The 20,656-nt window shown below is 63.7% G+C and carries 16 protein-coding genes; 4 read left to right on the top strand and 12 right to left on the bottom strand.

Annotated features, from left to right (window positions below; all coding sequences use genetic code 11):
- Positions 1-18 precede the first annotated feature (18 nt).
- Positions 19-1,185 carry an acetate kinase gene (locus IPQ13_03645; protein ID MBL0209998.1) on the top strand — a complete coding sequence of 389 codons (1,167 nt, stop codon included), beginning with the start codon at positions 19-21 and terminating at the stop codon, positions 1,183-1,185.
- 202 nt (positions 1,186-1,387) lie between these two features.
- On the opposite strand, the gene map is transcribed toward IPQ13_03645, so the two are convergent.
- The 10 genes from map to IPQ13_03595 all read right to left on the bottom strand — a co-directional run bounded on the left by map (position 1,388) and on the right by IPQ13_03595 (position 12,472).
- Positions 1,388-2,182 carry a type I methionyl aminopeptidase gene (map, locus tag IPQ13_03640; GenBank protein MBL0209997.1) on the bottom strand — a complete coding sequence of 265 codons (795 nt, stop codon included), beginning with the start codon at positions 2,180-2,182 and terminating at the stop codon, positions 1,388-1,390.
- A 142-nt stretch (positions 2,183-2,324) separates the two neighbouring features.
- Positions 2,325-3,416, bottom strand: coding sequence for an inorganic phosphate transporter (locus IPQ13_03635; protein ID MBL0209996.1), 1,092 nt, complete (start codon positions 3,414-3,416; stop codon positions 2,325-2,327).
- Positions 3,417-3,429: 13 nt separating this feature from the next.
- Positions 3,430-4,077 carry a DUF47 family protein gene (locus tag IPQ13_03630; protein MBL0209995.1) on the bottom strand — a complete coding sequence of 216 codons (648 nt, stop codon included), beginning with the start codon at positions 4,075-4,077 and terminating at the stop codon, positions 3,430-3,432.
- Positions 4,078-4,197: 120 nt separating this feature from the next.
- The gene (locus tag IPQ13_03625) at positions 4,198-4,935 is read right to left on the bottom strand and encodes a response regulator transcription factor (GenBank protein ID MBL0209994.1); all 738 of its coding nucleotides are present in this window, start codon (positions 4,933-4,935) and stop codon (positions 4,198-4,200) included.
- A gap of 29 nt (positions 4,936-4,964) precedes the next feature.
- Positions 4,965-5,642 carry a phosphate signaling complex protein PhoU gene (phoU, locus tag IPQ13_03620; GenBank protein MBL0209993.1) on the bottom strand — a complete coding sequence of 226 codons (678 nt, stop codon included), beginning with the start codon at positions 5,640-5,642 and terminating at the stop codon, positions 4,965-4,967.
- A complete protein-coding gene (locus IPQ13_03615) occupies positions 5,642-6,517 on the bottom strand; it encodes a phosphate ABC transporter ATP-binding protein (GenBank protein MBL0209992.1) in 876 nt (291 codons plus the stop codon). The genes phoU and IPQ13_03615 overlap by 1 nt, the downstream gene beginning before the upstream one ends.
- A gap of 17 nt (positions 6,518-6,534) precedes the next feature.
- Positions 6,535-8,124 (bottom strand): phosphate ABC transporter permease PstA, encoded by a 1,590-nt coding sequence (gene pstA, locus IPQ13_03610; protein MBL0209991.1) that lies wholly within the window; start codon positions 8,122-8,124, stop codon positions 6,535-6,537.
- A complete protein-coding gene (locus IPQ13_03605; GenBank protein MBL0209990.1) occupies positions 8,124-10,244 on the bottom strand; it encodes an ABC transporter permease subunit in 2,121 nt (706 codons plus the stop codon). The genes pstA and IPQ13_03605 overlap by 1 nt, the downstream gene beginning before the upstream one ends.
- 75 nt (positions 10,245-10,319) lie before the next feature.
- Positions 10,320-11,288 carry a phosphate ABC transporter substrate-binding protein gene (locus IPQ13_03600; protein MBL0209989.1) on the bottom strand — a complete coding sequence of 323 codons (969 nt, stop codon included), beginning with the start codon at positions 11,286-11,288 and terminating at the stop codon, positions 10,320-10,322.
- Between the two features lie 248 nt (positions 11,289-11,536).
- Positions 11,537-12,472: a tyrosine recombinase XerD gene (locus IPQ13_03595; GenBank protein MBL0209988.1), complete on the bottom strand. Its 936-nt coding sequence runs from the start codon at positions 12,470-12,472 to the stop codon at positions 11,537-11,539.
- An 86-nt stretch (positions 12,473-12,558) separates the two neighbouring features.
- Here IPQ13_03595 and acpP point away from each other — a divergent pair, with 86 nt between their 5' ends.
- The 3 genes from acpP (at position 12,559) to uvrB (ending at position 16,440) form a co-directional block, all read left to right on the top strand.
- On the top strand, positions 12,559-12,798 hold the full coding sequence (acpP, locus tag IPQ13_03590) for an acyl carrier protein (protein MBL0209987.1): 240 nt from the start codon (positions 12,559-12,561) through the stop codon (positions 12,796-12,798).
- Positions 12,799-12,960: 162 nt separating this feature from the next.
- Positions 12,961-14,208, top strand: coding sequence for a beta-ketoacyl-ACP synthase II (gene fabF / locus IPQ13_03585; GenBank protein ID MBL0209986.1), 1,248 nt, complete (start codon positions 12,961-12,963; stop codon positions 14,206-14,208).
- A gap of 198 nt (positions 14,209-14,406) precedes the next feature.
- Entirely contained in the window at positions 14,407-16,440 is a 2,034-nt protein-coding gene (gene uvrB / locus IPQ13_03580) for an excinuclease ABC subunit UvrB (GenBank protein ID MBL0209985.1), read from the top strand.
- Positions 16,441-16,449: 9 nt separating this feature from the next.
- Here uvrB and IPQ13_03575 read toward each other — a convergent pair whose 3' ends face one another.
- Together IPQ13_03575 and IPQ13_03570 are read right to left on the bottom strand one after the other, a co-directional pair.
- A complete protein-coding gene (locus IPQ13_03575) occupies positions 16,450-19,014 on the bottom strand; it encodes a protein kinase (GenBank protein MBL0209984.1) in 2,565 nt (854 codons plus the stop codon).
- 104 nt (positions 19,015-19,118) lie between these two features.
- Positions 19,119-20,651: a hypothetical protein gene (locus IPQ13_03570; protein ID MBL0209983.1), complete on the bottom strand. Its 1,533-nt coding sequence runs from the start codon at positions 20,649-20,651 to the stop codon at positions 19,119-19,121.
- Between the last annotated feature and the right edge of the window lie 5 nt (positions 20,652-20,656).

Below are 20,656 nucleotides of genomic sequence, written 5' to 3'. Positions count from 1 at the left end.
GCATCTTCTGGAGCACCTATGCTCGTCCTCGTCCTGAATTCCGGCTCCTCGTCCCTCAAGTTCAATCTCTTCGACATGACGAACGAATCGCTCCTGCTGGATGGCATGGCGGAGCGCATCGGGGTGGATGGGTTCTTCCGGTGGACCGCAGGGAAGGACAGCGAAAGCCGGGACATGCCGATACCCGACCACGATACGGCCTTGCGCGACGTATTGGAGGTGGTGGCGCGGATCGTTCCCAAGGGCCGCCGCATCAATGCGGTGGGCCACCGCGTGGTCCATGGGGGGCCGAAATATGGCGAGAGCGTGCTCATCACCGATGAAGTCCTGGCCGACATCGAGGCCTACGCCCTGTATGCCCCGCTGCACAACCCTCCGAACGCGCTGGGCATCCGCGTCGCGCGCCACATGTTCCCCGATATTCCCCACATCGCGGTGTTCGACACGGCCTTCCACCACACCATTCCCGATTACGCCAGGATCTACGGAATCCCCTTCGAGTTGAGCCAGAAGTACGGCATCCGGCGGTACGGATTCCACGGCAGCAGCCATGCCTTCGTGGCGGCCCGCACCGCCATCCTGCTCGCCAGGCCGCTGCGGAGCCTGAAGCTCGTCACCTGCCATATCGGCAACGGCACCTCGGTCTGCGCGGTGCTGCACGGCCACAGCATGGACACCAGCATGGGCATGACCCCCTTGCAGGGCGTCATCATGGGAACCCGCTGCGGCACGCTGGATCCGAGCATCGTGGATCTGCTCATCGAAAAAGAGCATCTCGACTACCACGCGATCACCGACCTGCTGAACAAGAAGTCCGGCCTCCTGGGCATCAGCGGCGTTTCCAGCGATTTCAGGGAGATCGAGTCCGCCGCCGACGAAGGCAATGTGCGGGCGACGCTGGCCCGGGATCTGCTCACTTACGATGTGCGGAAGTTCATCGGCAGCTACATCGCGGTGCTGGATGGCGTGGATGCCATCACCTTCACCGCGGGCATCGGCACCAACAGCCCCCGGTTGCGCGCGGAAGTCTGCAGCCACCTGGGCTACCTGGGGCTGGAACTGGACCAGGCCGCCAATGCGGAGGGCAAGGGGGAACGGCTCATCTCCACCCCCGCCTCGAAAGTCGCCGTCGCCGTGGTGCCCACCAACGAAGAACTGATGATCGCCAGGGAAACGGTGAAATGAGGGCCGTGAGCTTTGAGCTATGAGCTTTGAGGTGATCTAGCGGCGCCTTCGGCGCACGATGCAAGGCGCGGCCTTTGGCCGCATCCAGATCAGACCCGGGACCAGGGCTAGGGATTCAAGACCCAAGTCGAATGCCCTCCGTCCAAAGCCGAGGAGCTGCCGCCGACACCTCATGGCTCATAGCTCATGGCCCCTAGCTTTCTTACAGTCCATCCTCCAGCTCGAATTCCGGATCGGGAATCGAGAGGATGTCGGGTCCGTCTTTGGTGATGGCGATGGCGTGTTCGAACTGGGCGCTCAGGCCGCCGTCCTGGGTGCGCACGGTCCAGCCATCGGCCTCGACCAGGCATTTTGGGGAACCGGTGTTCAGGATGGGCTCGATGGTGATGGTCATGCCGGGTTCCATGCGGAAGCCCGTGCCGGGACGCTGGTCGGCGTAGACCACCTGGGGATCCTCGTGCAGGTCGCGGCCGATGCCGTGGCCGATGTACTCGCGCACGATGCTGTAGCCGCGCTCCTCGGCGAAGGTCTGCACCGCGGTCGCCATGTCGCCGAGCCGCAGGCCCGGCCGGCACTGCTCGATGCCCACGAACATGGCGAGCTGGGTCGTCTGGATCAGCATCTTCGCTTCTTCGGATATCTGGCCCACGCCCACGGTCAGGCAGGTGTCGCCATTGAAGCCATCCAGGCGGCAGCCGCAATCGATGGCGATGACATCGCCCTCCTGGAGGATGTAGGCCGTCGGGATGCCATGGACCACCTTGTCGTTCACCGAGGTGCAAAGGGTCCCCGGGAATCCGTGGTAGCCCTTGAAGTTGGGCACAGCGCCGTGTTTGCGGATGAAGGTCTCGGCGATCTTGTCCAGTTCCAGAAGGCTGACCCCTGGCTTGGCGGCCCTGGCCGCCGTCCTGAGCGCATTGGCCGCGAGCCGTCCGGCCGTGCGGAGTTTTTCGATCTCCTTGCGGCTCTTGTAACGGATCTGTTCGCGGTAAAGCAAGGAAGGCTCCTGCGTCTCAGTGTAACTTGGCCGGCCAGGATTTCATTTCAAGATCCGCCGGCCCGGGGCGCTTCGCCGCCTGCGGTCCGCCTCGGCGAGGCTGAGGGCCTGGCCCTGGGCTTCCGGTTCAGGCCAGCCGAAATCAGTGGCCGGGCCCCGGCGGAGCGGGAAGCTGGGCGGGGGCCGCCGTCTGGACCCGGATCACGCGGGGATTGGTTTTGAGGTCGGGCGCGGCGAAAACGAGGACCTGGTAGAACCCCATGGCCAGCATGGCGCTCACGGGGATCGTCAGGATCCAGGCCATGAAGATGTTGCCCGCCAGGCCCCAGCGCACGGCGCTGGCGTTCATGCTGGTGCCGACGCCCATGATGGCGCCGCTGATGGAGTGGGTAGTGGATACCGGGATGCCGAAATGCGCAGTCGTGAACAGGACGATGGCCGCCGCGGTTTCGGCCGCGAACCCGTGGATGGGCTTCAGCTTGGCGATCTTGTGGCCCAGGGTCTTGATGATCTTCATGCCGCCGCCCGCGGTGCCGGCGCCCATCATGAGGGCCGAGCCGATCTTCACCCAGAGGGGCACGGGCACGTTGCCGGCGCCCGGAGGCAGGAATCCGTAGGTGATGAGTCCCAGACAGATGACGCCCATGGCCTTCTGGGCATCGTTCTGGCCGTGGGTGAAGGCCATGGCGCCCGCCGAGAGCAGCTGCATCTTGCGGAAGGCGAAATTCACCTTGTGCACCCGCATGCGCCGGACGATCCACAGGATGGTGATGATGAGGATCGCGGCCACCACGAAGCCGAGCAGGGGGGAGATCACGATGAATGCGCCGATTTCCCGCAGCTTGGCCCATTTGAGGCCCGAGACCCCGGCATGGGCGATCACCGCGCCGGCGAGGCCACCCATCAAGGTGTGGCTGGTGCTGCTCGGGATTCCGAACCACCAGGTGAGCAGGTCCCAGAGGATGGCGGCCAGCAGGGCCGCGATGATGACCGCGGGCACCATCTGCGAGCTGTCCGCGAGCCCCTTGGCAATGGTGGTGGCCACCGAGGTGCCCATCAGGGCGCCGGTGAAATTGAGCGTCGCCGCCATGACGATGGCGTACTTGACAGGCATCACACCGGTGGACACGACGGTGGCGATGGCGTTGGCCGTGTCGTGGAAGCCGTTGATGTAATCGATGGTCCAGGAAAAGAGGACGATGGCGATCAGCGCCGCTGGGACGTATTCGAGCATTGGGTCCGTGTCCTCAGGCGTTCTTCATCATGGTGCTGCCGACCACCTGGGCCACATGCTTGATGTCATCCGTGGCTTCCTCGAGGATGTCGAGGATCTCCTTCCACTTGATGAGCAGAATGGGATCCTTGGGATCCTCGAAGATCTGGGCCAGGGCGGAGTGGTACACGGCGTCCGCCTTGTTCTCCAGATTGTGGACGTGCCGGATGCGGCGGCTGATCTCCTTGCCGTCCGACATGGTGCGGAGGCTCTTGATGAGCACCACCACCTCCATGGCGCCTTCAACCGCGAAATTGCTGAGTTCCATGGCGGCGGGAAGCACCGTCTCGATGCGGTACAGCACGAACCGCTCCGCCACCGCGTCCAGCTTGTCCACCACATCGTCCAGGCAATGGGCCAGCTCCATGATGTCCTCCCGTTCCAGGGGGGTCACGAAGGTCAGGTTCAGCCGGTCCATGATGTCGTGGGTGAGCTCGTCGCCTTTATGCTCCAGCTCCTTCATTTCCCGCCGCAGGTCGGCCCAGGTGGCCACGTCGCCGGCGCGCAGGCCCTGGTCGAAGAACTGGGCCGTGGCCAGCACATTCGCCGCCGACTCGTCCAGCAGATCGAAGAACACCATCTCTCGTGGCTTCAGCCAGCGCATGACCGCATTGAGGCTCATCGGTTCTCCATTCCAAGCAAACACACCCAGTTTGCCGCCTGAACGGAATGGAACAAAGAAGTAAAAAAACGCGGGCTGTGGGCGCAGGCGCTTGGCCGCGTCCGCCGCGCGCAGCCAGTTTCAGGCGTCCACGCTGCCGAGCCGGTAGCCGACCCCCACCACGGTCTCGATCAGGTTGGCGGCTTCTCCGAGTTTGGCGCGGACCCTGCGCACATGCGCGTCGATGGTGCGGCTTTCGCCCAGGTATTCCAGGCTCCAGACCTGCTGGAGGATTTTCTCGCGGCTGAGCACCCGGCGGGGATTCTTCAGGAAGTAGGCCAGCAGTTCGAATTCGCGCCGGGTGAAGTCCAGGGATTCGCCGTTCACCCGGGCCACGTGCATGTCCAGGTCCACGGAAATAGGTCCGAAGGCGAGCATCTGCCCTTTCGCTGTTTCGTCGAGGAAGCTGGCCCGGCGCAGGATGGCGCGGATGCGGGCCAGCAGCTCACGGGTGGAAAAGGGCTTGGAAATGTAGTCGTCCGCCCCCAGTTCCAGGCCCAGCACGCGGTCGATCTCCTCCGAACGGGCGGTCACCAGCACCACCGGCAGCGAACGGAGGGCGGCGGTGTTGCGGATGGTGCGGAGCACATCGAGGCCATCGATATCGGGGAGGGACAGATCGAGCAGGGCCACGTCCAGCTTGGGCGCCAGGCCATTCGAAACCTGCTGCAGGAGCCGCAGGGCGTCCTTCCCGTTCTCCAGGGCGCTGACCGTGAAGCCTTCCCGCTGAAGGTGCTGCTCCATCCCCAAGCGGATGTCCGGGTCGTCTTCCAGCAGCAATAGGTGGGGCATCGGGGGGCCTTTCAAGATGCGGTTCAAGGATCATCCGGGAGCGGATGCAGCGCGTTTCAGTCTTCGGCTTGTTCCCTGCCGGCCTGCAGGTAGGGATGCTTCACATTCACGCCCTCGAGGATGAACAGCACTTCTTCGGCGATGTTGGTGGCCTGGTCGGCGATGCGCTCCCAGTTCTTGATGACGATGATGAGGTTGCTGGCCCGCTCGATGCACAGGGGATCCGCCAGCATGAGGCGCAGCAGGTCTTTGTAGATTTGGACATAGAGCGCGTCCACCTTGTCGTCGGCGGCGATGACCTCGCGGGCCATTTCAGCGTCGCCCTTCACGAAGGCGTTCACGGCCTCCCGCACCATGCCGCGGGTTTCCCCGGCCAGCCGCTCCAGGGAGTCGCCGGCGAGGACCGGCGGATGGATGTAGAGCACCCGGCGGGCGATGTTGCAGCAGTGGTCGCCGATGCGCTCGATCTCGGGGATGATCTTGAGGCTCGACGCGATGAGCCTGAGGTCCGTGGCGATGGGGGAACGCAGGGCCAGCAGGTCGATGCAGGCCTGGTCGAGTTTCAGCTCCTGCTCGTCCACCAGCCGGTCCAGCGCTTTCACCTGCTCGGCTTTGGCGGAAGACCCTTCGCTCACGGCGGCCTGCGAAAGGTCGATCATCTCCTCGACCTGGCCCGCCATGGCCATCAAGCCGTCGCGCAGGTCCTGTAATTCTGAATCGAAATGGCGAGCCATCAGCCGAACCTCCCAGTGATGTAGTCTTCGGTCATGCGTTCCCGCGGATTGGTGAACATCTTCTCAGTAAGACCAGATTCGATGAGCTTTCCAAGCCAGAAGAAGGCCGTGAAATCCGAGGCCCGGGCGGCCTGCTGCATGTTGTGGGTGACGATCACGATGGTGAATTTCTTTTTCAGTTCGAATATCAATTCTTCGATGCGGCTCGTGGCGATGGGGTCCAGGGCGGAGCAGGGCTCGTCCATCAGCAGCACTTCCGGATTGACCGCGAGGGCCCGGGCGATGCAGAGCCGCTGCTGCTGGCCGCCGCTCAAGCCCAGGGCCGAGTCCTTGAGGCGGTCCTTCACTTCTTCCCAGAGGCCGGCGGATTGAAGGCTGGTTTCCACCGCCTCGTCAAGGGTCTGCCGGTCCCGGACCCCTTGGATGCGCAACCCGTAGGCCACGTTCTCGTAGATGGATTTCGGGAAGGGATTGGATTTCTGGAAGACCATTCCCGTCCGCTTGCGCAGGGAGATGACATCCACGCCGGGCTCGTAGATATTCGCGTCGCCGATGCTGACCTTGCCCTGGATCCGGACGCCTTCGATGAGGTCGTTCATGCGGTTGAGGCAGCGCAGCAGCGTGCTTTTTCCGCAGCCGGAAGGACCGATGAAAGCCATGACGGTGTTCTTGGCGACCTTCAGGTTGATATCGAACAGCGCCTGTTTGGAGCCGTAGAAAAGGTCCAGATCCTCCACCGTCAGCATCGTCGGCGAAGTGAGCACGGACGCATCCGTGAGCGGCAGGTCCGCCAGTTTGGCCGCAGGGGCGTGCGGCGCGGGCGGCTCCGTCAGGGCCAACGGCTCCGGCACGATCCTGGGATCATCGATTTCCATATGCGCTCCAGCTTGCATCAGAAGGTGCTCCCGCCCAAGCGCGCCCTCAATTTGCGGCGGAGCCTCAGGGCGAAGAGATTGAGGAAGACCACGACGAGCAGCAGCAGCAGGGCCGTCATGAACACCATGGGCTTGGCGGCCTCGCTGTTGGGACTCTGGAAGCCCACGTCGTAGATGTGGAAGCCGAGGTGCATGAACTTCCGGTCCAGATGCAGGAAGGGGAAGGAACCATCCAGGGGCATCGACGGCGCGAGTTTCACCACGCCGGTGAGCATGAGCGGGGCCACTTCGCCCGCGCCGCGGGACATGGCGAGGATCAAGCCGGTGAGGATGCCCGGCGCGGCGCCCGGCAGCACCACGTTCCAGATGGTCTGCCACTTGGTGGCGCCCAGGGCCAGGCTCGCCTCCCGCTGGTTCCTCGGCACCGCCGCCAGGGCTTCCTCGGTCGCCACCACCACCACGGGGACCGTGAGCAGGGCCAGGGTGAGGGAGGCCCAGATGATGCCGCCCGTCCCGTAGGTGGGCGTGGGCAGTTTCGATGAGTAAAAAAGCTGGTCGATGGTGCCGCCCACGGCATAGACGAAGAAGCCCAGGCCGAACACGCCGAAGACGATGGAGGGAACGCCGGCCAGGTTGTTCACCGCCACGCGCACCGCCCGCACCAGCAGGCCATCCTTGGCGTATTCGCGCAGGAAAAGCGCGGTCACCACGCCCAGCGGCACCACGAGCACCGACATGATCAGCACCATCATCACCGTGCCGAAAATGGCGGGGAAAATGCCTCCCTCGGTGTTGGACTCCCGCGGGTCGTCCGCCACGAATTCCCAGAGCCTTGAAAAATACAGGCGGACCTTCCCAAACCAGCCCAGTTCGTTGGCCGGCACGATCCGGACGATGCCCCCGAGCGGGATTTCCTTGGTCTGGCCATCCACCGCCAGCAGGGTCACGCTGTGGGTTCTGGCCGTGGCCCGCAGTCCATCCAACTCCGTCTGGAGCCGGTCGTACTGGGACTTGAGTCCTTGTTCTTTTTGTTCAAGGGCTGTCCGCGCCTTCGGATCGCCCGCGGAATCCAGGGCTTGGCGGCAGTCGTCGAGCTTCCGGTTCAGGTCCCCCACAGCGCCCTTCTCGATGTCCCGGATCCGGGCCTGGAGCTTGTTGGTGGCGGGGAGCAGGCGCTTCACCTCTTCCGCCGCGGCACCCTCCTTGGCGATCACCTGTCCTTCCCGGGAGATATCCTGGATCCGGCCGATGAAGACGCCGTTTTCCAGCCGTTCAATCAGCAAGGCATCCTTCGGCAGTTGGCGCCCGCTGATTTCCTCGGCCTTGAACCATTTGAAATCCTGGCCGAAGATGTCCCGGTTGCCTACGCGGAATTGGACCTTTGCGGGTTCCGTCCCCTGGGGGGCTTCAAAGGCGGTGATCTCGCCGAGGATGGGGCCCTCGGGCCCTTGGGCCTGGACCAGGGTCTGGGGCCAGAACACTCCGAGGCCCTTCACGGCCAGGAATCCCACAAGTCCCAGGATCATCAGGAGGCAGAGGGAAAGCATGGCGCCCGAGAACCAGATGAAGACGTTGCCGCGCCGGAGCCATTGCATGAAGCGCATCATCAGAGGCTCTCAAATCGTTTGCGCAGGCGCTGGCGGACCAGCTCTGCGATGGTGTTGAGAACGAAAGTGAAAGCGAAGAGCAGCAGGGCCGCCAGGAAGAGCACCCGGTAGAGCGATCCGTGCAGCGGCGCTTCGGGTATTTCCACCGCGATGTTGGCCGCCAAGGTCCGCATGCCGTTGAAGGGGCTCCAGTCCATCACCGGGGTGTTGCCGGTGGCCATGAGCACGATCATGGTCTCGCCGATGGCGCGGCCCAGGCCCACCATCACCGCCGAGAAAATGCCGGGACTGGCGGTGGGCAGCACCACGCGCCAGGCTGTCTGCCAGGGGGATGCTCCGCAGGCCAGGCTGGCGCTGGTGAGGGATTTCGGAACTGAGTTCAAGGCGTCTTCACTGATGGTGAAGATGATGGGGATCACCGCGAATCCCATGGCGAAGCCCACCACCAGGCTGTTGCGCTGGTCGAAGGTGATGCCATGCGCGGACTGGAGCCAGCCGCGGTAGCTGCCTCCGAGAAAGGCCCGCTCGAACCACGGACCCGCTTGGTAGGCCACGAATAGGCCCAGGATCAGCACCGGCGCCACCCAGATGACCTCGCGGCCATCGCCCCAGATGGTGCGCCATCTGTGGGGAAGGCGGCTCCAGAAGGGCAGGAGGAGCCCTACGCACAGCAGGGTCGTGAGCGGAAAAAGCAAAAGTTCCACCGCCACTTTTTCAAAGAGGGGAGCCAGCACGAGGCCCGCCAGGAAACCCAGGACCACCGAGGGCAGGGCAGCCATGATCTCCACGGCGGGCTTGATGGTGTTGCGCAAGTTCAAGCTGGCGAACTGGCTGGTGTAGAGCGCGGCGAAAATGGCCAGGGGCAGCGCGAAAAGCATGGCGTAGAGCGTGCCTTTCAGGGTCCCGAAAATCAGCGGCATCATCCCGAACTTGGGCTCGAAATCATCGGTGCCCCCGGTGCTCTGCCAGACGAAATCAGGCTTCTCATAGCCTTCGTAGTGGACCTTGCCCCAAAGGCTTTTCTGGCTGACATCGGCGTGGGGGGCGGCCAGGCTCCAGGATCGGACCAGGCCATCGCTGGAGCCTGCGAGGACCAGGTCGCCGCGGGGCGCGATGGCCGCCTGCGCGGCATGATCCACGGCCGCGCTGAAGAGCCTTCGCTCGGTGGTCAAGTGGTCCACGACCACCTGGGAGGAGGTCCAGGCCAGGAACCGCTTGTCCCGGAGGCCGTGCGAGAACCCGAGCACCGCGCCGCTGAGGGAGGGAAAGGCATGGAAAGGCTGAAGCTGGAAAACCTCGTTCACGCGGACCTGCTGGTACGCCACCAGCTTGCCGTTTGTTCCGCCCACCAGCAGGGAAGTCCCTCCGATGGTGAAGCCAAGCGCGCTGACGGGCTCGCCGAATTCAGAGCTGGTCAGGAGTTCGGGTTCTCCTTCCATCTTGAAATCGAGGACCGCGCCTTCCTGGGTGCCGACGTAGAGCGCGCTCGCGTCCAGGTTCCAGATGGCGCAGGTGGCGTTGAGTCCGGGCGGCAAGGGAACTGGCTTCAAGGCGACAGGTTTTGTTTCATCGAGCGCGGATTCCAGCCACACCAGACCGGAGGAAGCCGAACCGACCAGGCGGAGGGTCCGGCCGCCGCTCATGCCGGCGCTTTCAGCGATCCTGAAGGATTGCAATTGCCGGATCTCGCCCTGGACGGGGATCGCGCCTTCCCAGTTGGGTTCCAGGACCCAGTTGGCTGGATTGTTTTCTCCTGGCGTTTTAGACCATTTCAGCGAGCCCACGGCGAGCTTGCCATCTTGTCCTTGCACCAGCATTTCCCCGCGAGGCTGCAGGGGCGTGTGGGACCGCCAGGGGCGGGCCGGGCCGTCCGCCAGCGTAGAAAGGAGCTGCCCATCGGGAAGGCGGTGGATCTGGAGTCCATCCTGCGGTGAAACCAGCACCGCGGCCTTCCCGGATTCATCCACGAGCAGGCCTTGGGAAGGAGGCAGTTTGAAGGCCCCCAAAGAGGCTGAAGATGGTGGCCGGAAAAGGGGCATCGCCTCTTTGGCGATGAAGACCATCATTCCCAGTACCGCGGCGATGATCGTGAGGCCGCCCACGGAGATGAGCGCGGCCATGAAACGATCAACCCACCGGGCCCGCTTTTGGGCCTGGTGGGCTGAACGCTTGTCTGGGGACGGATGATCCATTCGTCAGTTCAATTTCTTCATCTCGGAGGTTTCCATGGCCGCCGTGAGGGGCAGGTAGCCGTCCTTCACCACGATTTCCTGGCCTTCCTTGCTGAGGACGAACTTGATGAATTCCTTGGTCAGGGGATCGATCGGCTTCTTGGGATTGTGGTTGATGTAGACATAGAGGAACCGGGCCATGGGGTACTTGCCGTTGAGGGCGTTCGCGTAGGTCGCCTGGAAGGCCTCGCCGTTATAGCGCTTCTCGTCGGCCAGAGGCACGGCGCGCACGCCGGAAGTGGCGTAGCCGATGCCCGAGTAGCCCGCTGCGGTCCGATCGCTGGAGACACTCTGCACGACGGAACTGGAACCCGGCTGCTCCTTGACGGTGTCCCTGTAATCGCCCTTGAAGAGCGCGTGCTCCTTGAAGTAGCCATAGGTGCCCGACGCGCTGTTGCGTCCGTAGAGGGAAATGGGCTTGGGAGCCCAGGCGCCCTTCAACCCCAGGTCACCCCAGGTTTTAGCATCCTTCGGATGCCCGCCCTTGCGGGTTTTCGAGAACATCGCGTCGACTTCCTGCAGGGTCAGGGATTTGATCGGGTTGTCCTTGTGCACGAACACCGCCAGGGTATCGATGGCCACGGCCACCTTGGTGGGTTTGTAGCCGTATTTCTTCTCGAATTTGTCGATCTCTTCGCCCTTCATCTCGCGGCTCATGGGACCGAGCTGGGAGGTGCCCTCGATCAGCGCCGGGGGCGCTGTGCTGGAGCCCTTGCCTTCCACCTGGATCTTCACATTCGGATACTGCTTGTTGAAGGACTCGACCCAGTAGGTCATGAGGTTGTTCAACGTGTCCGAGCCGATGGAATTCAAGTTCCCGGAGATGCCGGAGGTCTTCTTGTAGATTGAAAGCTTGGCGTCCACCTTCACGGCCTGGGCGGATGCGATGCCAGGGGCGATGAGGGCCAGGGCCAGAGCCAGATGTTTGCGCATGCAATGCTCCTATGGGACCCGTCTAGGTTCCCGGCCCGGGGGAAAGGCGGTTGGGATTCCGTGTAAACACTCTGTAACGGGGATGGGGTCATGAGCTATCAGCCATGAGCTATCAGCTAAATGAGGCGGCGGCCCAATGGCCGCATCCTTCAGTGCGCCGCAGGGGCACACCTCATGGCTCAGCTCATAGCTCAAAGCTCAAAGCTCATAGCTCATAGCTCAAAGCTCATAGCTCCAAGCTCATAGCCTCATCTTTGGCCTCGCGGATGCATGCGGTCGTACAGTTCCCTCAACCGGGCCTGATGCACGTGGGTGTAGATCTGGGTCGTGCTGATGTCCGCATGGCCGAGCATGGCCTGGACGCTGCGGAGGTCGGCGCCGTGGTCCAGGAGATGGGTGGCGAAGGCGTGCCGCAGCACGTGGGGGCTGATGGAGTCGCGTTTGATGCCAGCCTCGGCTGCGAAGACCTTCAGCATTTTCCAGAAATGCTGGCGGGTCATGGGGTCCCCGCCCTTGCCCACGAACAGCGCATCGGACGAGGGCTTGAATCCCGGGCGCAGGACCAGCCATTGCCGGATCCAATGCTCAGCCCCATCGCCGAAAGGAATCAGCCGCTCCTTCCGGCCCTTTCCCATGACCTTGATGAAGCCCTCATCCAGATAGACCCGCAGCGCCGAAAGGGTGGCCAGCTCCGTGACCCGCAGGCCGGATGCATAGAGCAATTCGATCCAGGCGCGGTCGCGCACGCCCATGGGCGTGTTCACGTCTGGAGCCTTGAGCAGGGCTTCCACCTGGGCTTCGCTCAGGGTTTTCGGCAGGATGCGCGGAGGCCGCGGCGGCTTCACCACGGCTTCGGGCCCGGCCGCGCCGGCGCCCTCCATCCGCATGAAAATCAGGAATTGCCGCAGAGCGGAAGAGAGCCGCGCGACGCTGCGGGAAGCTTTGCCTTCGGCGTGCTGGGAGACGAGGAAAGCTGTGATGCGGTCCCGGTCCAGATCCGAGGGCGGCAGTTCCCGCTCCAGGGCCCAGGCGGCGAGAAAGCGGAGGTCCGAGAGGTAGCCCGACACGGAATTCGGGGCAAGTCCCCGTTCGACTGCGAGATGGACCTCGAATTCCTTCAAGGACGCGGCCCAGCCCAAAGGCCAGCCGCCTTCGGGTTCCGCTGTCTGGGGAGCTCGGGGCATGGAGAAAGGCTACCGCGCGCAGATCGATGCTTGGAACAAATGCCGGGCCATGATAGGCTCCTCAAGTTCAAGTCCAGGAGAACCCAATGGCAGAAATCCATAAAAAGGTCATCGCGATCATCGCCGAGCAGCTCGCCAAGCCGGAAGATTCCATCACCGAAGGCAGCAATTTCGTGGATGACCTTGGGGCCGACAGCCTTGACACCGTTGAGATCATCATGGCCATCGAAGAAGCCTTCGGCCTTGAGATTCCCGAGAGCGAGCAGGAGAAGATCCGGACCGTGGGCGACGCGATCGCCTACATCGAAAAGCACCACAAGGGCTGATCTGTTTCCCCGATTCTGAAGCGCCGCATGGAATTTGAATCCGTGCGGCGCTTTTTATTCGGCGGTAGACGGTAGGCTGTAGCTTGTGGGCCAAATCGTTGCTACTGCCAAAACCCACAGCCCGCCGCCCACAGCCCATCACTTTGAGGTGCCGCCATGAACATGCAGACCAGCCGTCGCCGCGTCGTCATCACGGGCATGGGCACCATCAATCCCTGCGGAAACAGCGTCCCGGCCACCTGGGCGAATCTGCTGGAGGGAAAATCAGGCGTCAGCACCATCGACCGTTTCGATGTCAGCGACTATGCCTGCAAGATCGCGGGCCAGGTGAAGGACTTCAATCCCGACGACACCATTGATAAAAAAGAACAGAAGAAGATGGACATCTTCATCAAGTACGCCATGGCCGCGGCTTTTGAAGCCATGGCGGATGCGGGGTTCGCGGACCAGGAAATGTCCAAGGCCGAGCGCGAGATGTTCGGCGTGCTCATCGGCTCGGGCATCGGCGGCCTCAGCACCATCTGGGACGAAGCCAACGGCTACCGCGGTCCGCGCCGCATCAGCCCCTTCTTCATTCCCAGCCTGATCATCAATCTCGCGTCGGGCTTCGTGTCCATCCGCCATGGATTGCAGGGTCCGAACAGCGCTGTGGCCACGGCCTGCGCCACAGGCACCCACGCCATTGGCGACGCTTCCCGGCTCATCATGCACGGGTATGCGGATCGCATGGTTGCAGGCGGCACTGACAGCGTCATCACCCAGCTCGGTGTCGGCGGCTTCGCGGCCATGCGCGCGCTCTCCACGCGGAACGAGGAACCCGAAAAGGCCAGCCGCCCCTTCGACATCGCCCGCGATGGATTCGTGATGGGCGAGGGCGCAGGCATCGTGGTGCTCGAAGAGTACGAAATGGCCAAGGCGCGGGGCGCGAAGATCTACGCCGAGATCGCGGGCTACGGCATGAGCGGCGACGCCCACCACATCACCAGCCCCAGCATGGATGGCGACGGCCCCATGCGGGTGATGCGCGCCACGCTGAAGGACGCCGGGATGAGCCCCGAAGATGTCTACTACGTCAATGCCCACGGCACCTCCACGCCCGCCGGCGACAAGCTGGAATGCATGGCCATCAAGGGCGTCTTCGGCGACCACGCGAAGGCCCTGAAGGTGAGCAGCACCAAATCCATGACGGGCCATCTGTTGGGCGCGGCAGGCGGCATCGAGACCATCTTCACCGCCCTGGCCCTGCATACCGGCAAGATCCCGCCCACCATCAACGTCGAGAACCAGGACCCCGAATGCGACCTGGACGTTACCGCGAATGTCGCGGGCACGCTGGATGGCAATGTCGCGCTGAACAACAACTTCGGTTTCGGCGGAACCAACGCGTGCGTGATATTGAGAAGGGTTTAAGAAAAAGCGACTACGCGGAGGGTAGCGGAGGTGCGGAGGGAAGCTGAGGACTGACAAATCTTTCCTGGTGATGGTTGGGCATTACATAACTAGGTTTTTTTCTCCGCTACCCTCCGCTCCTCCGCTCCTCCGCTACCCTCCGCGTGGTGTATTTCCTTTTTTTTCGACTTTTCTCGCTTCTTCCGTTAATTTCTTTCCATGCGCGAATTCAAGCTGCACGCCCCGTACGAGCCCGCTGGCGACCAGCCGGAAGCGATCTCGCAGCTGGTGGCGGGCATCGAGAATGGGGACCGCTGGCAGACGCTGCTGGGGGTCACGGGCTCGGGGAAGACCTACACCATGGCTGCCACCATCGCTCGCCTTAACCGGCCCGCTTTGATCTTCGCGCCCAACAAGACGCTGGCGGCGCAGCTCTTCAGCGAGTTCAAGCTGTTCTTCCCGGATAACGCGGTCGAGTATTTCGTCAGCTACTACGACTACTACCAGCCCGAAGCCTACGTGCCGGAGCGGGACCTCTTCATCGAGAAGGATGCCGCCATCAACGAGGAGCTGGAGAAGCTGCGCCTCAGCGCCACGCGGAATCTGCTGGAACGCCGCGACACCATCGTGGTGGCATCGGTCAGTTGCATTTATGGCCTTGGCGATCCCAGCAGCTACCTGAATCTCAGCGTGAATCTCGAAGTGGGCCAGACGCGGGACCGCGCCATGCTGCTGCGGGATCTCGTGGCGATCCAGTACCAACGGAACCAGACCGCCTTCGAGCCCGGCAATTTCCGCGTCCGTGGCGATGTCATCGAGGTCTACCCAGCTTATGAAGACGTGGGCTACCGCATCGAGCTCTGGGGCGACGAGATCGAGCGGCTGTCCAAGATCGACCCGCTGCGCGGCCTCGTCATCGAGAAGCTGGAGTCGCTCACCATCTGGCCCAAGACCCACTACGTGACGCCCGAGGACAAACTGAAAGTCGCCATCCGCGAGATCAAGAGCGAGCTTGAGCTGCGGGAGAATGAACTGCGCGAAGGGAACAAGATCGTCGAGCTGCAGCGCCTGCACCAGCGCACGATCTACGACATCGAGATGCTCAAGGAGATGGGCATGTGCTCCGGCATCGAGAACTACTCGCGCTTCCTTGATGGCCGAAATCCAGGCGAGCCGCCCCACACGCTGCTGGATTATTTCCCAGAGGATTTCGTGCTCTTCATGGACGAAAGCCACGTGGCCACGGGCCAGCTCCATGGCATGTACAACGGCGACCGCAGCCGCAAGACCACGCTGGTGGAGTATGGCTTCCGCCTGCCTTCGGCCCTGGACAACCGCCCGCTGAAATTCGAGGAATTCGAGAGCCGCGTGAAGCAGGTGATCTACGTGAGCGCCACGCCGGGCGACTATGAATTGCAGCAGAGCGGCGGCGTCATCGCCGAGCAGGTGGTGCGGCCCACGGGTCTGGTGGACCCCGAGGTGGAGATCCGTCCCGTGGGCACCCAGGTGGATGACCTGCTGGAGGAGATCCGCAAGGCCACCGCCAAGGACGAACGCATCCTGGTCACCGTGCTCACCAAGAAGCTCGCCGAACAGCTCACGGCCTACTACCAGGAAGTGGGCGTGAAATGCGAATACCTGCACAGCGAGATCGATACGCTGCAGCGCGTGGAGCTGCTCAAGGGGCTGCGCCGGGGCGATTTCGATGTGCTGGTGGGCATCAATCTGCTGCGCGAAGGACTGGACCTGCCGGAAGTCTCGCTGGTGGCCATCCTCGACGCCGACAAGGAGGGTTTCCTGCGCAACACGCGCTCGCTCATCCAGACCATCGGCCGCGCGGCGCGCAATGTGAACGGCAAGGCCATCCTCTACGCCGATGTGATGACGAAATCGATCACGGCGGCCTTGGGCGAGACCAGCCGCCGCCGCGCCAAGCAGGTGGAGTACAACCTGCTGCATGGCATCACGCCGGAATCCGTCAAACGCAATCTTGACGACGTGATGGGCGAGGCCCTGGCGCGGGAATTCATCAGTGTGCCCAAGGAGAAGGCCGCCGAAGAGCCGATGCTCTACCTGGACGACAGGGGTTTCCAGAAAGAGATCGCCAAGCTCGACAAGCGCATGAAGGACCTCGCTTCGCAGATGAAATTCGAGGAGGCGGCCGAGTTGCGGGACCGGATCCTGCGGGTGAGGAGGGAGAGATTCACCGAGGTCCTGGGCGCCGTCAGCGCGGCGGGACCGGTCATCCCCTGAGGCCAAGCCTCATTTCAAGCCCTCGATGACCAGCAGGTCGGACACATCCACAAGCCCCGTGGTGAACGCCAGGGTCTTGCCGTCGCGGCTCGCTTTAGCCGAGCGGATGCGCACGGCCCCCGTGCTTTCGGGCGGGCCGAGGGTGGTCCAGGCGGACCGCTTGCCGCTCCGAAGGTCCAGGTGGTCCAGCCGCAGGTGGGCCGAGTCCTCGGCGTGGGCGATCCTGAGCTGCCCTTCCGCGCTCCACCCCACGAAGTAGTCGCCTTCATCCAGGCGGGCCTCGACAGGCACCGGCGGCCCGCCGGAGACCGGGGCGAGAAAGATGCGCCGCTGGTCATCGAGCGCGACGAAGTGTTTTCCGTCCGGCGTGATCTCTTCGAACCTGGCCAGCTTGGAACCCACCACCCGGCCCGGGCGGCCATCAAGCGGGAACTCGATGATGCGGGTGGAACCACCGCCCTGCCGCGCTGTGGCGTAGACTCGGGTCCCGTCCGGAGCGAAGGCTCCTTCCAGGGAATCCCATCCTTCCAGGGCCAGATCGATGGGAACGCCGGCGGAGGTGGGCACCAGGCGCAACCGCGCGGGCTTGCCCGGAAGCCGGACGAGGACGTGCCGGGCATCGGGACTGAGCGCCAAGGGGACACCAGGATCCAGCAGCTTGGGCGGGCTCCCGTCCGTGCGCCGCAGCAGGGGCTGGCCTGTGGGCCCGAGGCGTCCGCCGCTTTCGTCCATCAGCGCCCACTCGCCATCGCTGGAAAGATCCACCAGGAGCGTGAATTGCTGCCATGCCAGGTTGGTGTCCTTGCCATCCCGGCGCACCAACGAGATCCGCCGGACCACCTCCCGCTCCACGAGCATCCGGCCAGTATTCGAGACGTGGTGGATCGCCGCGAGGGTGGAGTCGGTATGGATCCGGTGGACCTTTCCATCCAGATCCAGGGCCAGCAGCGTTTCTCCATCCATGAGATAAAGCCGCGTCCCGTCCGTCGACCAGGCTGATTCCGCATCGCTGCTGCGCGCGATGCGGTAGATCAGGCGGCTGCGTCCCTGGCGGTCCACCAGGATGATGGACGCGGCGCCTGGCTCGTTCACGGCCACCGCCACCCACTCCCCGGTGGGCGAGACTTTCACGGATGTGAGGGGGATGCCCGGGGACTCCAACAGCCGCGTCCCAAGGGGATAATCCAACTGGTACGGACCGCCTTCCTTGGCCTGGTAGGCGACCGCAAAACTCTTTCCGTCGGGTCCGTAGTCCGCTCCCCACACGCGTTCCAGCAGTTCCCGGGGCGCTCCGCCATCCAGGGAGGCCTGGGCCAGGGTTCCGGCGCCGGCGGTGGTGGCCGAGAGAGCGCCCCGCTTCAGGATCACCAGCAGGTCGCCCTGGGCGCTCACGGATTGGATGGTGGCGTTCTCGATGCCCAGGGACCGGGAACCGGATCCATCGGTCCGGGCCAGGAAGATCTCGCTGGGCCGCCCGTCCCAGGCCGCGGAATAGACGACATTCTGGCCATCGGGAGTGAACCGCGCGTGCAGCACATTGCCCCGGCGGAAGGTGATCCTGCTGAAGGTGGCCAGGGGTTTCTGGAAATACCGGTGGGCCCACCACGCCCCTACGCCGATGCCGGCACCCAGCAGCGCGGCGCCAAGGAGGACGGAGCGGAGCCTGGAGCGGGAAGCCGGCGGCGAGTGGAGCGGCCGGGGCCCTGAGGACCCAGGCTCCCTCGTCGTGCTGACGCTGGACTCCAGGGCGAAAGCCAGATCCTGCGCGCTCTGGAAGCGCTGCGCCGGATTCTTGTCCAGGCAGTGCTCCAGGATGCGGCGCAGGCCCGGGGACAGATCAGTGCCTTCCAGGTCCACATCCGCATGGAGGATCCCGTGGAGCACATCCACGGTGGTGAGACCTTCAAAAGGACGGTGCCCCGACAACATTTCAAAAAGCAGGCATCCGAAGGAAAAAATGTCGGACCGCGCGTCCGCGGGCGTTCCCCGGGCCTGCTCGGGACTCATGTAGCCCACGGTGCCGAGCATGGTGCCGTCCAGGGTGCCGGGGGCGGCCGTGGTGGCCTGGGTGGCGGCTTCGGAACCCGCGAGCGCCCCATGGGTCTTGGCCAGGCCGAAGTCCAGGAGCTTCACCCGGCCGTTCTGAAGCACGAACACGTTTTCGGGCTTCAGATCCCGGTGGATGATTCCCTTGCTGTGGGCCGCGGACAGGCCAAGGGCGATCTGTCCGGCGATCTCGATGGCTTTCCGTGGAGCCAGCGGGCCGCGCTCGATGACCTCCCGGAGCGTCTCGCCTTCCAGGAGTTCCATCACTGCGAAGGTCAGATCTCCCTCTGTTCCGAAGTCGAAGATCCCCATCACGTTCGGGTGCTGGAGCGCGGCGAGGGATTTGGCTTCGCGCTCAAAGCGGGCCAGGGCATCGGGGTTGCCGGAGAGATGGCCCGGAAGCACCTTGACGGCCACCATGCGGTCGAGTTTCGAATCCCGGGCCTTCCACACTTCGCCCATGCCCCCCGCGCCGAGGGGCGAAAGGATCTCATAGGGGCCGAGTCTGGTTCCAGGTTCTATGGGCATGGGGGTTAGGCCCCATCATAAAGCCAAGACTTCGCTGGAGCATGGAAAATTCAAAGGCCTGGCGGATGAAGCGCCATCAGGCTGGTTGCCGCAGAAATGACGCTTCAGGGGTGCATCGTTTTTTTAATGAACGCAGCCAATTCCTTCTTCATCTGTTTCAACTCGGGCTCATGGAGGTACATCATGTGGCCGGACTCGAAGTATTTCTGTTCGACGTGGTCGCGGTAGGCCGGCGGCAGGTTCAGATGGTCCATGGTGTATTCCGTGGCGAGGAAGGGCGTGGCGAGATCCGTCAGGCCATTGAGCACGAGGACGCGCAGATGGGGATTCGTCAGCAGGGCGTGGGCCAGGTCCGGCGTGGTGTTCACCATCGCCTGCGTCGCGTTGCCGATCTTGTGCTTGAAATCCCAGGACTGGCCGATGTCGCGGCCTGACACGCGGTAGTCCTTGCCATCGCCGAATTTCAAATCCTTGTGCAGGTAGTCCATGAAGGCCGCCGTGAAGGCCCCGCCAACGGCGCTTCCATGGGGATCCCAGGGCGCGCCCTCGGCCTGCGGATTCTGATTCGGGCCCGTGTACCGCGCATCGATGCGGCCCACGGTGAGCCCCTTGGCGCGCAGCAATTCCTGGCGGAAGGCGTTGGGGTTCACCCGCAGCCGCGCAGCCCTGATGTACTCCACCGAAAGCCCCGTGAAGGCGTGCATTTTCTCAGCCACCGCATCCAACTCCGCCACAGGAAGGCGATCCCCTTTCAGCAGGGCTGACAGGTAGGGGCCCATCGCGAAGGCCCGCGCTTCGATCAGCAGCGCGGGCACATCCTTCGGCTCGGCGGGCAGCGCGTGGTGGTAGGCGGCCACCGCGGTGAAGGTCGGAAGGAAGAACGGATAGGGCCGCTCGTTTCCCGGGAACGTGAAAATGGATTCCAGGTCCATGGCCACCGAAACAAGCACCACGCCATTGAAGGCCAGGCCCAGATTGGATTGCGTGTAGTCCGCGATGGCGGCCCCGCGGGTGGTGCCGTAGCTCTCGCCCAGCAGGTATTTCGGCGAATTCCAGCGGCCCGCCTCGCCGGTGAACTGCGCGATGAACCGGGCCACGGATTCGATATCTGGATCCACGCTCCAGAAATCCTTGTCCGTGGCCTTGCCCACCGCGGAACTGAAGCCCGTGCCCACTGGATCGATCATTACGAGGTCGGAAATGTCGAGCAGGCTGTCCTCGTTGTCCACCATCCGGTAGGGCGCGGGGGGCGCGAACTCGGCGTTGGGAGTCACCACGCGTTTGGGCCCCAGGACGCCGATGTGCAGCCAGATGGAGGATGAGCCCGGCCCGCCGTTGAAGGCGAAGGTGATGGGCCGGGAGGCCGCGTCCGCGCCATCTTTCATGTAGGCGGTGTAGCCCAGGCGGGCCCAGGGCTCGCCCTTGGAATCACGCAGGATGAAGGTCCCGGCCGTGGCGGTGTAGGCCAGGGGGACGCCGCCCATGCGGAGGCTGTGGTGGGTGACGGAACGTTCGGGCTTCGGTTCGGACTCCGGTTTGGCGGATTCCACAGAGGCGGCCTTCACCGGCTCCTGGGCCCGGAGGGCGGGGGAGGCGGCGAGCGCCAGGAGAAGCAGGGAGAGCAGAAAGCGCGGCATGGGGG

The sequence above is a fragment of the Holophagaceae bacterium genome (assembly GCA_016720465.1).
Lineage (GTDB): Bacteria > Acidobacteriota > Holophagae > Holophagales > Holophagaceae > JANXPB01.
Note: the sequence above shows the minus strand (reverse complement) of the source record. Positions and strands in the feature narration are given on the sequence as shown.